Here is a 13,285-nt window from a genome sequence, read left to right as displayed (position 1 = left end):
GCCGGCACACAGCGCCAGGCTTGCGCCCAGCAGCAGTGCACGCACGCCCTGCATCAGGCCTTGCCGGTGATCTTGCGGTATTTGGCCATCAGCTCGTCTTCGGTTTCCGGATGCGCTTCATCCAGCGGGATGCAGTCGACCGGGCAGACTTGCTGGCACTGGGGTTCGTCGTAGTGGCCGACGCACTGGGTGCACAGGTTCGGATCGATCACGTAGATCTCTTCGCCCTGGGAAATGGCGGCGTTCGGGCACTCGGGTTCGCAGACGTCGCAGTTGATGCAATCGTCGGTGATGATCAGGGACATGGGGACTCCGGCCAGGGCGTCAGGCCCGGGCATATGAAAACCAGTGGGCACAATTGTGCCGTATTAACGCCCGCAGTGCACGCGGGCGCGGTTTTCGGTGCCGGCGTGGCTACTTCTTGAAGCGCTCGGTCAGGGCATCGGCACCACCGGGTGGACGAACTTGGTGATATCGCCGCCCAGGGCCGCGATTTCGCGTACCAGGGTCGAGGAGATGAACGAGTAGCGCTCCGACGGCGTCAGGAACAGGCTTTCGACGTCGGGCGCCAGTTGTCGGTTCATGTTGGCCAGCTGGAACTCGTACTCGAAGTCCGAGACGGCGCGCAGCCCGCGCAGGAACACATTGGCCTGCTGCTCCTTGGCAAAGTGCGCCAGCAGCGTCGAAAAGCCGATGACCTGCACATTGGGCAGGTGCCTGGTGACCTCACGCGCAAGCTCAACCCGTTGCTCCAGAGGGAACAGGGGGTTTTTCTTGGGGCTGGCGGCGACCGCGATGATCACCTCGTCGAACAGCCGCGAGGCCCGCTCGACGAGATCGCCATGGCCCTTGGTAATAGGGTCGAAAGTACCTGGGTACAACACTCGGTTCATCGCGTCGTCCTGGCAGGAGTGCGTTTGGGAGTCGGATGGTATCGCAGCCGCTGCGGTCGGCCAAGTCGCCCGCACCCGCTCAAGGCACTATAGACAGCCGTGATAATAGTTGTCACCCACCGTTGGCCAGGCGTTTGGCCAGCGCATCGCTGAGCCGGGCGGTAAGCCCGTACACCGACAACTGCGGGTTGGCGCCAATGCTGGTGGGGAACAGCGAGCCGTCGTGAATCGACAGGTTGTGCAGTTGATGGTGCCTGCCCAGGCTGTCGCACACCGCCTGGCGCGGGTCTTCGCCCATGGCGCAACCGCCCATCACGTGGGCGCTGCCCAGGCGGGTGTGCAAGCGCTCCAGGCGCAGTGCGTCGATCATTTGCCTGGCCTCGCCCAGGCTGCGCACGTAACGCGCATCGCGATGCAGCGGCATCACCTGCTGCGCGCCGGCGGCGAACTGGATCTCGGCCATGCTGTGGAACGCCCGGCGCAGGCCATCCCAGGTGTAGGGCGAGAGCGGGTAGTCGAGCACCGGCGAGCCGTCGCCACGCAGCTGGACCTCGCCGCCCGGGCTGTCGGGGTGAAAGCCGTCGCGCATCAGCGCCAGCATCACGTGGGTATGCGGCAAGTGTTCCATGCGCAGGCGGTTGTCGTGGCCAAAGCCGCCCAACAGGGTGCTGGCCAGCGCCGGGTGCAGCGGTGGCACCTCGAGCTTGTAGGCCAGGGGGCCGGTAACGCCATCACGCCACTGGAAGTGGTCGCTGTAGATCGATTGGGGCGCGCCGTAGAACGGGTTGACCGGCTCGGCGAAGTGCCCGGCGCTGAAGTTCACCAGGTGCAGGAACGTGCGTTTGCCCAGGCGCTTGTGCGGGTCTGGTGCGTCGGAGCGCAGCAGCAGAGCCGGGCTGTTGATGCCGCCGCCGGCGAGGAGGTAGTGGCGCGCCCTGACCGTGATGCGCGGCCGGTGGGGTTTACGCAGAGGCGGTCCATGGCCACGCACTGCAGTTCGGCGATGCGCGTGCCATCGTGTATCAGGCGCTCGGCGCGGGCCAGATACAGCAGTTCGCCGCCGTGGTCCAGGGCGGCGGGGATGCTGGTGACCAGCATCGATTGCTTGGCGTTGACCGGGCAGCCCATGCCGCAGTAGCCCAGGTTCCAGCAACCACGCACGTTGCGTGGTATCACCTGCCAGGCGTAGCCGAGCTGCTCGCAGCCACGGCGCAGCACGTCGTTGTTGGGGTTGGGCGGCACTTGCCAGGGGCTGATGCCCAGGCGCTGTTCGCTGCGCTCGAACCAGGGCGCCAGGTCATCGACGCCATGGCCGACCACGCCATGTTCCCGCGCCCAGTGCTCGAGCGTGGCGGCAGGGGTGCGAAAGCTCGAGGTCCAGTTGACCAGGGTGGTGCCGCCCACGGCGCGGCCCTGCAGGATGGTGATGGCGCCGTCCTTGCTCATGCGCCCGATGCCTTCCTGATAGAGGCTGGCATAGGCCTGGTCTTCGCGCAGGTTGAAGTCGCTGCTGGTCTTGAGCGGGCCTTCCTCGATCAATAGCACGCGGTAGCCGGCCTGGCTCAACCACTCGGCGCTGGTCGCCCCGCCGGCACCGCTGCCGATGATGGCGATGTCGGTATCCAGGGCCAGGTCGTGGTCCAGGCGCGAGCCATCGATGCTTTTCCAGCCACTGGCCAGGCCTTCACGGAACGGGTCGGGTACGGGCATCGAGGGCCTCCTGGGGTGGGTTCAGAGTCGGGGTGGGCCGGGGTAGCCGCAGCTGGCCCAGGAAGCGGGCAGGCTGTACCAGGCCATCAGCACCAGTTGCAGCAAGGAGCAGTAGCCCTGGCGCAGCAGGTCCAGCGAGCTGTCTTGCCAGCGCAGCAGGAAGCCCTGCACACGGCTGGGGTCGGCGTGCTCCCAGGCACCCCAGACACCGGTGAGGGGGCCGCGCGTGAAGGGCATCGTGAGCACGTCGAACAGTTGCCGGGTGAGGCCGAGCATGGCCGGCGAGAGGGCGCCCAGGTTGGTGTCGAGCTGGGCCAGGATAGCCTCGAGGTCGCCGTCGACGATGGCCGGGATGACGGCACGCAGCAGCGGCAGGTCGTTGTCGCGCAGTACCTTGTAGCCGGTGGCCGGGGCGCTGGCGGTGCAGCCGAGCAGGCTGGCGCTGCCGAGGAATAGCGTGGCGCCGAAGCTGAATTTGAGCAGGTCGCGGCGGTGCATGGGGGCTCCTGTCGTGTGTCGTGTGTACTGGTCTGTTCGCTGGCACGCCAGCTCCCACGGGGTGGGCAGGGTTGCCAGCGAAGGGGCCGGTACGTGCTCAGCGGATGAACAGCCGATACACCCAGCGCTGCAGCGCCTTGCCATATGGCGGATAGATCAGCCGCGCCGCGTTCACCCGCTGCTTGGCGAACACTGCGCGGGCATGGCTGAAGGTCTTGAAGCCCTCGTGCCCATGGTAGTTGCCCATGCCCGACGGCCCGACCCCACCAAACGGCAGGTCGTCCTGCGCCACCTGTAGCAAGGTATCGTTCAGGCACACCCCGCCCGAGTGCGTCTGCTCAAGCACCCGCTGCTGCTCGGCCCGCTCATAGCCGAAGTAGTACAGCGCCAGCGGGCGCGGGCGCCGGGCCACATAGGCGAGTGCCTCGGCCAGGCTGTCGTAGGGCACCACCGGCAGCAGCGGGCCGAAGATTTCGTCCTGCATCACCTGCATCGTGTCGTCCACCTGCAGCAGCACCTGGGGTGGCAGGCGCCGCCCGGCCCGGGCCTCGCCCGGGTACAGGTCGAGCACCGTCGCGCCCTTGGCGCGCGCATCCTGCAGGTAACCTTCCAGGCGCGCCAGGTGGCGCGCATTGATGATCGCGCTGTAGTCCGGGTTGTCCCGCACCTGTGGATAAAACCGCAGTACCGCCTGGCGGTACGCGCTGACAAAGGCATCCAGGCGCGCCCGCGGCACCAACACGTAATCGGGGGCAACGCAGGTCTGCCCGGCGTTCAGGGTCTTGCCGAACGCGATGCGCTCGGCCGCATGCGCCAGTGGCACGTGGGCCGAGACGATGGCCGGTGACTTGCCGCCCAGCTCCAGGGTCACCGGGGTCAGGTTCTGCGCCGCTGCCGCCATCACGTGGCGACCGATGCTGGTGGCACCGGTAAACAGCAGGTGGTCGAACGGCAGGCGCGAGAAGGCTTCGCCCACCTCGGCCTCGCCCAGTACCACGCTCACCAGATCTTGCGGGAACACCTCGCCAAGCAGCCGCTTGAGCAGCGCGCCGGTGGCGGGGGTGGCCTCGCTGAGCTTGAGCATGACCCGGTTGCCCGCCGCCAGGGCAGCGGTCAGCGGCCCCATGGCGAGGAACAGCGGGTAGTTCCATGGCACGATGACGCCCACCACGCCCAACGGCTGATACAGCACCCGTGCACTGGCCGGCTGGAACGCCAGGCCGACACGCCGCCGTGCCGGTTTCATCCAGCCCGCCAGGTGCCGCTCGGCATGGCGGATGCCCTGCACGCTGGGCATCAGCTCGGCCAGCAGCGTCTCGTCGGCGCTGCGCGCGCTGAAGTCCTGGTTGATCGCCTCGAGCAATGCGCCTTGTTGCTCGAGCAACATCCGGCGCAGGCTCTTGAGCCACTGCAGGCGCTGCGCCAAGGGCGCCATCGGCAACCCGGCAAAGGCCTGGCGCTGCTGTTCGAAAAGGGTATGGACGGGCATGCGGACGTCACCGGCAGGGTCATTTTTGTAGAGCATATACTCTAATCTTGCGGGCGGTGCATCCCGTGGCGGATACGCCGTAAGATAAGCCCATTCCTTCAAGCCCATGCCTTTGGAGCTGACCATGGCAGCGCGCATCAAGACTCGCGAGCGTATCGTGCAGACCAGCCTGGCGCTGTTCAACCAGCAGGGCGAACGCAGTGTCAGCACCAACCACATTGCGGCGCACATGGAGATTTCGCCCGGTAACCTGTATTACCACTTCGCCAACAAGCAGGCGATCATCGCGGTGCTGTTCAGCGAGTACGAAACCCTGGTGGACAGCTTCCTGCGCCCGCCCCAGGGCCGCGCGGCCACCGTCGCTGACAAGCGGTTCTACCTCAAGGCGCTGCTGGCGGCGATGTGGAACTACCGCTTCCTGCACCGCGACCTCGAGCACCTGCTCGACAGCGACAGGGCGCTGGCCGCACGCTACCGGCGCTTCTCGCAGCGCTGCCTGGTGCAGGGGCAGGCGATCTATCGCGGCTTCGTCGAGGCTGACATCGTCGCCATGGACCACGTGCAGATCGAGTCGCTGACCCTCAATGCCTGGATCGTGCTGACGTCCTGGGTGCGTTTTCTGTGCACCACGCGGGAAAACTCGGCGCACCTGAGTGAAGAAGCGATCAAGCGCGGCGTCTATCAGGTACTGGTGCTGGAGCTGGGGTTCGTCACCGCCAGCGCCCGCCCGGCCGTGGATGCATTGTGCAAGGAATTCTACGTACCGCTGGGCCACGCGCTGGAACAGCAGGTTGCCCCTGATTGAATCGATATGGAGACTGTCATGCCCCTCGCGCAACTGATTGCACCCCAGCAGCTGGCCGAGCGCCTTGGCGCGCCGAAGCTGGTGATTCTCGATTGTCGCTTTGCCCTGGATGACATCGACTATGGCCAGCGCAGCTATGCCGAAGGGCATATTGCCGGGGCGCAGTTCGCCGACCTTGAGCGTGACCTCAGCGGGCCGCTGATCAAGGGTGTGACCGGGCGCCACCCCCTGCCGGATGCGCAGGCGCTGGTACAGCGCCTGCGCAGCTGGGGTATCGACCCTGACAGCGAGGTGGTGCTGTACGATGACTGCCCCGGCGCGTTCGCGGCGCGGGCGTGGTGGTTGCTGGCGTGGCTGGGCAAGCGTGATGCGGTGTTCCTGCTCGACGGTGGCCTGAAGGCCTGGCACGCGGCAAAGCTGCCCCTGAGCCTGGATGCACCGGACCGGCGCGAGGGCAGCTTCAGCGGCCAGCCCGACCCGCAGTTGCTGTTCGATGCCGAGCAAGTGGGCCAGCGCCTGAGTGATCCTGCACTGACCTTGCTCGACGCCCGCGCGCTGCCGCGCTTTCGCGGCGAGGTCGAACCCATCGACCCGGTAGCCGGGCATATCCCCGGTGCGCAGTGCGCCGCATTCACCGACAACCTCGATGCGCAGGGCCGCTTTCTGCCTGCCGAACACCTGCGGCAGCGTTTTGCGGCGATGCTGGGCGGGCGTCAGCCCGAAGCGCTGGTGGCCTATTGCGGGTCGGGCGTGACGGCCTGCCACAACCTGTTTGCCTTGTGCCTGGCAGGCTACCCGCTGGCACGCCTGTATGCCGGCTCGTGGAGCGAGTGGATCACCGACCCGCAGCGTCCGGTGGCCAGCGGCGACTAGGCACCGCTGGCCAGCCACTGCGGAATACGCCGCTCCAGGTAGTAGCCGGGCTGGCGCAGGTTACCGTCGACAAAGCCGACATGCCCGCCGTGGCGGTGCAGTTCGAAGGTGGTGTGGCTGGACAATTCGCCTGCCTGCGGCAGGCTGTGGGCAAATACGAACGGATCGTCCTGCGCATGGATGATCAGCGTCGGTGTGCGGTTCTGCCCCAGGTAGTAGCGGCTCGATGAGCGCGTGTAATAGTCGTGCGCGTCGCTGAAACCGTTCAGCGGCGCGGTCACACGCCCGTCGAAATCCCAGAAGGTGCGCAGGTTTTCCAGTGGTCCGAGGCGGGCGAGGGTAGCCAGGCCCTCATGGTGCCCGTGGTGCTGGAAATGACGTTGCTTGTCTTTGACGTAGCCCAGCATGGCGCGCATGAAGTGCGCCTGGTACACCCGTGAAAAGCCCAGGCCGATGCGGTCGGCGCACTGGTCCAGGCGAAACGGTACCGACACTGCCACCGCAGCCTGCAACTGGCTGGCCGCGCCCACTTCCCCCAGGTGCTTGAGCAATACATTGCCCCCCAGTGAATACCCCACTGCATACAGTGGTGCCTGTGGGCGCTGGGCGCGCAGGTGGGCGATGACTTCGGCCAGGTCTTCACTGGCGCCGGAATGGTAGCTGCGCGGCAACAGGTTCGGCTCGCCCGAGCAGCCGCGCCAGTTGACCGCCACACTGGCCCAGCCCTGGGCCAGCAGAGCCTGCTGCAGGCCGATGACATAGTGCGAGCCCGATGAGCCGGTCAGCCCATGCAGCACGACCACCAGCGGCGCGGTGGCAGTGTGCGGGCCATGCCAGTCGAGGTCGAGAAAGTCGCCATCGGCCAGCCACAGGCGCTCGCGTTGGTGGGGCAGGGGCGGCGCCTTGCGCCACAACGGGCCCCAGAGTGTCTGCACATGGGGGTTGCCCAGGCCGATGGCCGGCTTGAACAGAGAGGGTGGGGCGCTGAACATTGCTGAGTACTCTTGGGCAGGCGGCAGACACTACTGGACAGTGTATGTGCGTGAGCGTCGGTCTGCCGCCGCCAAGCGGCTCAAGGTGCTGCGTCGACCAGGGCAGGCTCGCGCAGTGGCCGTTGCTCGACCGAGGGGCCGGCACTCACCTGCACCAGTCTGTGGCTGTCCAGGTGCTTTTTCAACACGACCTTCAGCTCGTCCAGGGTGACGGCGTGCAGCTCGGCCAGCAGCGTCTGGTAATAGCTCATTGGCAATTGATGGAAGCCCAGGGTGCGCAACTGGTCGGCGATGTCGACGTTGCTGACCGAGCTGCGCAGCATCTGGCCATGCAGCTTGCGTTTTGCGTCGTCGAGTTCCTGCTCGGTCGGGCCGTGCTCGGCGTAGCGTTGCAGCAGGGTCTCGACGAGTGCCAGCGTGGCATCACGGTACTGCGGCGCAACGCTCAGTTGCAGGCCCCAGATGCCGGCTTGCGGCATCTGGCGCAGTTGCGAAGCCGCCCCGTAGGTCAGCCCACGCCGCGTGCGCAGCTCTTGCATCAGCCGGTTGTTGATACCGGAGCCACCGAGTATTTCGTTGGCCAGCATCAGCGCGGCGTTGTCGGGGTGGCGGCGTGGCACGCTGGGCACCGCCACGGTCAGGACGGTCTGGGTGCCCGGATGCTCCAGGTGATAGATCTCCGGCTCGCTGGCAGGCGGCACGGCGAACGCAGCCGCAGCCGGGCCTGGGGGCAAGGCGGCGGAAATCTGCGCGGCCATCTGATGCGCCTCTTCGCGCGTCACGTTGCCGACGATCACGATCACGCTGTTGCCGGCGCTGTAGAGGCGCTGGTGGAAGTCCCGGACCTGCTCCACGGTGATGCCTTGCAGGGTTTCGGGATGCGCTGCACGGGTCTGTGCATAGGGGTGGCCGGCAAATACGTGGGCAAACAGCTGCGCGGTGGCCCTGGCAGCGGCCGATTGTTCGCGTGCCTTGTCCAGGTTGAGTAACCTGACCTTTTCCTTGGCCATGGCATCGGGCGCGAAAGCCGGGTTGCCCAGCATGTCGGCGATGACCTCGACGATGGCCTCGCGCTGGGCCGTGTGGCTCAGCCCACGGACCTTGAACACGGTATTTTGCGGGCCAGCGACCACGCCGAACTGCGCGGCGTTGTCGTCCAGTGTCAGGGCCAGGGCGGCAGCACTGCGTGAAACGCTACCCTTGTCGATCAGGCCGGCGGTCAGTTGCGCCAGGCCGGTAAGGCCATCGTCATGAAAGCTGCCGCCTACCACTACCTGCAGGTCGAACATCGGCAACCTCAGGTTGGGCACATACAGCACCTGGCTGCCGTGTTCGGTCTGCCAGCCCTGGATGTCCAGCGCGTGTTGTGAAAACGCTGCGTCCAGGCTGCGTTGCAGCGAGGTGATCGGTGCCTGCGCGGCGTGCGCCGTGGCTGCCAGGCACAGGCCCAGCGAACAGAGCGCACGCAGCCAGGTGCGCCAGGTTGGGTGCAGTACACGCAAATCAGTCATGGTCGGCCTCCTTGGCCAGCAGGTAGGCGGTGCTCAGGCGCTCGCGGGTGAAATAGGTGCTGGCCACGCGCTGGACATCGGCGGCGGTGATGGCGTGGATGGCGGCCTGCTCGGCGGCCAGCTCGATCATCGGCAGGCCATGCCCCAGGCGTAGGCCGATGTCCTTGGCCTGGTCTTCCAGGGTGTCGAGGTTGTAGACCGCCGTGGCGCTGAGCTGGACCTTGGCCCGTTGCAGCTCGGCGTCACTGGGCGGGTTGTCCTTGAGCGCCTGCAGTGCGTGCCACAGCGTCGCTTCCAGTGTGGCCAGTGGTTGCGGATTGCTGGCGTTGACGGTCGCTTCGAGGATGAACAGGGCATCGCCGCGCACAAACGGGTCGTAATTGACCTGCGCAGCCTCGAGCAGCCCTTGTTCGTAAGCCGGGCTGCTGCGCAGTCGTGCGCTCTTGCCCTGTGCCAGCAGGCTTTGGGCCAGGAACAGTGCGTTGATGTCGCGTGCCCCCAACCCCGAACCGTAGCCAGGCACGTTGAAGGCCATGTAGAGCATCGGCGTGCTGTGCTCATCTACCCGGGTCAGCCGGCGCAGGCCGGGCGCGTCCAGTTCGAGCGGCGTCTTCACCGTCGGCAGCGGGCGCGCTGGCAGCAGCGAGAAATGCGTGCGCACCATGGCCTCGACGCTGTCACGGGTGACATCCCCGACGATCACCAGAATCGCATTGTTGGGCGCGTACCAGGTGCGGTACCAGTCGTTGACCTCCTGGTTGGTCACGCGCTCCAGGTCGGCCTCCCATCCGATGACCGGGGTGCGGTAGCTGCTCATCGGGTGGGCCATGGCCATCAGTTGCTCGTGCAGCGCGGGCACGCCCGGCTGTACGCGCTCGCGGCGCTCGGCCTTGACCACGTTGATCTCCCGGGCAAAGGTGGCATCGCTCAGGCTGGCACCGTTGAGCAGGTCGGCGGTCAGTTCCAGCGCGACCTCGAGGTGCTCGCGGGGCAGGGTCTGGTGGTACACGGTGAGGTCGCGCGAGGTGAAGGCGTTCTCGTCGGCGCCCAGGCGTTCGAGTATTTCTGAAAACTGCCCGGAATCGGTTTTCTGGCTGCCCAGAAACACCAGGTGTTCCAGCAGGTGGGAGAGCCCTGACTGGCCTGGTCGCTCGTGGCTGGAACCCACCTTGAGCCACAGTTGTGAGGTGACCACGGGGGCGCGGTGATCTTCGCGTACCAGTACGCGCAGGCCGTTATCGAGGGTGAAGTCGTGCAGTGCAGGAGGGTCGGCCTGGGCCGCGGTGCTGGCGGTCAGCAGGCCCAGCACTGCGCAGGCAGTACGGGAGAGCAGGTGCATGGTGTGTTTCCTTTTCGGTTAAGAGCGGGAACACCATCAGCCAAAGCGCCTGCTGCCAGGTCGTAGATAGTTAGTGGGGGCCGGGTAGCGCTGCGGCTACCCGTGGTTTCAGCCGCGTTGCCAGAGCGCGTAGTGCACCTGGCCGGCTTTCTTTTCGCGGTGCAGGCGCCAGTTGCCAGGCAGTTGCAGCGACGAAGGGGCGGTTTCGCTTTCGGTGTAGATCCATGCCAGCGGTGCCAGCCACTGGCGCTCTTCGAGCAGGGCGCAGGTGGTCGGCAGCAGGTCCTGGTGGAACGGCGGGTCGAGGAACACCACGTCGAACGGTGCCTTGGGCTCGCCCTGCAGGTAGCGCACCACGTCGGTCTGGATCACCTGGCCGGTGGGGCAGCGCAGCAGTTCGAGGTTGTCCTTGAGGTTGTCGATGGCGGCGCGGTTGCTGTCCAGCGCCACGCCCGCGGCTGCACCGCGGGACAGGGCTTCGAGAAACAGTGCGCCGCTGCCGGCAAAGGCATCCAGCACGCGGGCGCCTTCGATGTGGGCCGTCAGCCAGTTGAACAGGGTTTCGCGCACCCGGTCAGGGGTGGGGCGCAGGCCCGGTGCGTCGGGAAAGCTCAGGCGACGGCTGCGCCATTCGCCGGCAATGATGCGCAGCTGGCCCGGGCCACCGGGGGCGGCCTTGGATTTGCTGGATGGACTGGCCATTAATGCTCCGGTACGCCAAGCGGCTGCTCGGCGGGTTTGTCAGTGGGCGGTGGCAGCGGCAGTTGCGCCACCTTCGGCCCGGCGGTCACGATGACCATCTTGTCGGCGGCCAGGTGCTTGTTGAGGGCATCACGCACCTGCTCGACGGTCAGGCTCTGGGACTTCTGCATGAAGTCTTCGAGGTAATTCAACGGCAGATCATAAAAGCCGATCGCGCCCAGTTGGCCGACGATGCTCGCATTGCTGGCATTGGCCAGCGGGAAGCTGCCGGCCAGTTCGCGCTTGGCGTCGTCGAGTTCCTGCTGGGTGGGGCCGGTCTTGAGGTAATCGCGCAGGATGTCCTGCACCAGCTTGAGCGTACCTTCGCTCAGCTCGGCGCGGGTCTGCAGGTTGATCATGAACGGGCCGCGCACCTGCATCGGGCTGAACACCGAGTATACCCCGTAGGTGAGGCCGCGTTTTTCGCGCACTTCGCTCATCAGGCGGGTGCCGAAGGCGCCACCCCCGAGGATCGAGTTGCCCAGTGACAGGGCCGCGTAGTCGGGGTCGTCACGCGTGATGCCGAGTTGGGCCAGCATCAGGTGGGTCTGCTTGGACGGGAAGTCGATGTGGCTGGCGCCCGGCGTGGGCTCGCTCGGCTGGGCCAGCTTGGGCAGGGCCGGGCCCTTGGGCAGCGCAACCGACACCTGGGCGGCGATGGCCTGGGCTTCGTCGCGGCTGAGGTCGCCGACCAGCGCGATCACCACGTTGCCGGCCGCGTAGGCCTTGGCGTGGAACGCGCGCAACTGGTCGAGGGTGATCGGCGGGATGCTCTTGGCATCGCCGTCGCTCGGGTGGCCGTAGGGGTGCGTGCCATACAGCTTCTGGAACAGCTCGATGCCTGCCAGCTTGCCCGGGTTCTGCTGCTGGTATTCGAAACCGGCCAGTATCTGGTTCTTGATGCGCTTGAGCGCGTCTTCGGGGAAGGTCGGCTTGCCGACCACCTCGGCGAACAGCGCCAGGGCGGGCTCGCGCTTGTCCTTGGCGCTGAGGCTGCGCAGCGAGGCCACCGCCATGTCGCGGTAGGCACCATTGCCAAAGTCTGCACCCAGGCCTTCGAAGCCGGCGGCAATCGCGCTGACGTCCTTGCCGGCCACGCCTTCGTTGAGCATGGCATTGGTCAGCGTGGCCAGGCCTGGCAGTTCACCGTCCTGGCTGCTGCCGGCGGCAAAGGTCAGGCGCAGGTCGAACATCGGCAGCTCATGGGCTTCGACAAACAGTACCTTGCGCCCTCGCGGTGTTCCAGGTCTGGATGTCGAGGCGGCGCCGGCTCGGCGCCTTGCCGTCCAGCTCGGCCAGCGACTGCAGGCTGCTGCCGGGTTTGCTGGCAGGGGTGTCGGACTGCACCGGGCGGGCCAGGAACACCGCCGTCAGTACCACGGCGCCAAGGATGCCCAGGCCCATCAGGGTGTAGCGGGGGGTCGATTGCTCAGTCATGAGCCTGCTCCTCGGGCAATACATGGGCAACGCTCAGGCGTTCGCGGGTGAAGTAGGTGCGGGCGGCGCTCTGGATGTCGGCCGGGGACACGCTTTTCAGCTCGTCCAGCTCCTTGTCGATGAGCTTCCACGACAGCCCCACGGTTTCCAGCTGGCCGATGGTGGTGGCCTGGCTGCTGATCGAGTCGCGGTCGTAGACCAGCCCGGCAATCACCTGGGCGCGCACGCGCTCCAGCTCTTCGGCGGTGGGCGGGGTGGTCTTGAGCTCGTCGAGCAGTTGCCAGAGGCCGCTCTCGACCTCGGCCAGGGTCTTTTTCTTCTGCGTGTTCGGGATGGCCGAGAGCACGAACAGGCTGTCGCCACGGGTGAACGGGTTGTAGCTGGAGGAGGCCCCGGCAACCAGTTCCTGGCCGCGCTCCAGGCGTGTGGCCATGCGTGCGCTGTAGCCGCCGTCGAGCAGGGCGGCGATCAGGCGCAGGGCGTGCACGCTGCGCGGGTCCTTGGCGGTGGCCAGGCCCGGCACGTTGAAGCCGTAGATCAGGCTTGGCAACTGGGTACGCACATGCACGGTGAGCTGGCGCAGGCCCGGCTCGGCCAGCTCCAGTGGCAGCTTGGCCGGCGGCGTGGCACGTTTGGGGATGGCGCCGAAATAGCGCTGGGCCAGGCCCTTGACCTCGTCGGGGGTGACGTCGCCGACCACCACCAGGGTGGCGTTGTTGGGCACGTACCAGGCTTCGTACCAGTGGCGCAGCTCCTCGACCTTCATGCGCTCCAGGTCGGCCATCCAGCCGATGGTCGGCGTATGGTAGCCGCTGGCCGGGTGGGCCATGGCGCTGAACAGCTCCATGGCCTTGGCATTGGGCTGGTCGTCGACGCGCAGGCGGCGCTCTTCCTTGATGACCTCGATTTCGCGGCTGAACTCTTCCGGCGGCAGGCGCAGGCTGGCCATACGATCGGCCTCCAGCTCCAGTGCCACGCCCAGGCGGTCGCGGGCCAG

At 66.6% G+C, this 13,285-nt stretch carries 10 protein-coding genes and 3 pseudogenes; 2 read left to right on the top strand and 11 right to left on the bottom strand.

The window, feature by feature from the left end:
- Positions 1 to 53 precede the first annotated feature (53 nt).
- The 5 genes and pseudogenes from G3436_RS19715 to G3436_RS19695 form a co-directional block, all read right to left on the bottom strand.
- The gene (locus G3436_RS19715; protein WP_017124885.1) at positions 54 to 305 is read right to left on the bottom strand and encodes a YfhL family 4Fe-4S dicluster ferredoxin; all 252 of its coding nucleotides are present in this window, start codon (positions 303 to 305) and stop codon (positions 54 to 56) included.
- A gap of 109 nt (positions 306 to 414) precedes the next feature.
- Positions 415 to 893: pseudogene (gene coaD / locus G3436_RS19710) on the bottom strand (pantetheine-phosphate adenylyltransferase).
- A gap of 112 nt (positions 894 to 1,005) precedes the next feature.
- Positions 1,006 to 2,603, bottom strand: a pseudogene (locus G3436_RS19705) (GMC family oxidoreductase).
- 21 nt (positions 2,604 to 2,624) lie between these two features.
- Positions 2,625 to 3,101, bottom strand: coding sequence for a twin-arginine translocation pathway signal protein (locus G3436_RS19700; protein ID WP_163948389.1), 477 nt, complete (start codon positions 3,099 to 3,101; stop codon positions 2,625 to 2,627).
- Between the two features lie 97 nt (positions 3,102 to 3,198).
- Complete coding sequence (locus tag G3436_RS19695) at positions 3,199 to 4,626, bottom strand: coniferyl aldehyde dehydrogenase (RefSeq protein WP_163948386.1); 1,428 nt, start codon at positions 4,624 to 4,626, stop codon at positions 3,199 to 3,201.
- Positions 4,627 to 4,714: 88 nt separating this feature from the next.
- Between G3436_RS19695 and G3436_RS19690 the strand changes: the two genes are divergently transcribed.
- A complete protein-coding gene (locus G3436_RS19690) occupies positions 4,715 to 5,395 on the top strand; it encodes a TetR/AcrR family transcriptional regulator (RefSeq protein WP_163948383.1) in 681 nt (226 codons plus the stop codon).
- Between the two features lie 18 nt (positions 5,396 to 5,413).
- Positions 5,414 to 6,268 (top strand): sulfurtransferase, encoded by an 855-nt coding sequence (locus tag G3436_RS19685; protein WP_163948380.1) that lies wholly within the window; start codon positions 5,414 to 5,416, stop codon positions 6,266 to 6,268.
- On the opposite strand, the gene G3436_RS19680 is transcribed toward G3436_RS19685, so the two are convergent.
- The 6 genes and pseudogenes from G3436_RS19680 to G3436_RS19655 all read right to left on the bottom strand — a co-directional run.
- The gene (locus tag G3436_RS19680; RefSeq protein ID WP_163948378.1) at positions 6,265 to 7,260 is read right to left on the bottom strand and encodes a hydrolase; all 996 of its coding nucleotides are present in this window, start codon (positions 7,258 to 7,260) and stop codon (positions 6,265 to 6,267) included. The two genes, G3436_RS19685 and G3436_RS19680, sit on opposite strands and share 4 nt — an antisense overlap.
- An 80-nt stretch (positions 7,261 to 7,340) precedes the next feature.
- Entirely contained in the window at positions 7,341 to 8,771 is a 1,431-nt protein-coding gene (locus G3436_RS19675) for a M16 family metallopeptidase (protein ID WP_163948375.1), read from the bottom strand.
- Positions 8,764 to 10,110: a M16 family metallopeptidase gene (locus G3436_RS19670; protein ID WP_163948372.1), complete on the bottom strand. Its 1,347-nt coding sequence runs from the start codon at positions 10,108 to 10,110 to the stop codon at positions 8,764 to 8,766. The genes G3436_RS19675 and G3436_RS19670 overlap by 8 nt, the downstream gene beginning before the upstream one ends.
- 108 nt (positions 10,111 to 10,218) lie before the next feature.
- Positions 10,219 to 10,812 (bottom strand): 16S rRNA (guanine(966)-N(2))-methyltransferase RsmD, encoded by a 594-nt coding sequence (rsmD, locus tag G3436_RS19665; protein ID WP_163948369.1) that lies wholly within the window; start codon positions 10,810 to 10,812, stop codon positions 10,219 to 10,221.
- A pseudogene (locus G3436_RS19660) lies at positions 10,812 to 12,288 on the bottom strand (M16 family metallopeptidase). Before G3436_RS19660 ends, rsmD begins: the two are co-directional and overlap by 1 nt.
- On the bottom strand, positions 12,281 to 13,285 hold a 1,005-nt coding region (locus G3436_RS19655; RefSeq protein WP_163948367.1), incomplete at its 5' end, for a M16 family metallopeptidase. The gene G3436_RS19655 and the pseudogene G3436_RS19660, both read right to left, overlap by 8 nt.

Origin of the sequence: Pseudomonas brassicae (assembly GCF_010671725.1) — a bacterium.
Classification (GTDB): domain Bacteria; phylum Pseudomonadota; class Gammaproteobacteria; order Pseudomonadales; family Pseudomonadaceae; genus Aquipseudomonas; species Aquipseudomonas brassicae.
This window is presented reverse-complemented; position numbering and strand designations above follow the sequence as displayed.

What these genes read in the sequence shown, in the direction of transcription:
- G3436_RS19715 (WP_017124885.1), bottom strand. Translation starts at nt 305, where the DNA reads ATGTCCCTGATCATCACCGACGATTGCATCAACTGCGACGTCTGCGAA.
- G3436_RS19695 (WP_163948386.1), bottom strand. Translation starts at nt 4,626, where the DNA reads ATGCTCTACAAAAATGACCCTGCCGGTGACGTCCGCATGCCCGTCCAT.
- G3436_RS19690 (WP_163948383.1), top strand. Translation starts at nt 4,715, where the DNA reads ATGGCAGCGCGCATCAAGACTCGCGAGCGTATCGTGCAGACCAGCCTG.
- G3436_RS19675 (WP_163948375.1), bottom strand. Translation starts at nt 8,771, where the DNA reads ATGACTGATTTGCGTGTACTGCACCCAACCTGGCGCACCTGGCTGCGT.
- G3436_RS19670 (WP_163948372.1), bottom strand. Translation starts at nt 10,110, where the DNA reads ATGCACCTGCTCTCCCGTACTGCCTGCGCAGTGCTGGGCCTGCTGACC.
- rsmD (WP_163948369.1), bottom strand. Translation starts at nt 10,812, where the DNA reads ATGGCCAGTCCATCCAGCAAATCCAAGGCCGCCCCCGGTGGCCCGGGC.
- G3436_RS19685 (WP_163948380.1), top strand. Translation starts at nt 5,414, where the DNA reads ATGCCCCTCGCGCAACTGATTGCACCCCAGCAGCTGGCCGAGCGCCTT.
- G3436_RS19700 (WP_163948389.1), bottom strand. Translation starts at nt 3,101, where the DNA reads ATGCACCGCCGCGACCTGCTCAAATTCAGCTTCGGCGCCACGCTATTC.
- G3436_RS19680 (WP_163948378.1), bottom strand. Translation starts at nt 7,260, where the DNA reads ATGTTCAGCGCCCCACCCTCTCTGTTCAAGCCGGCCATCGGCCTGGGC.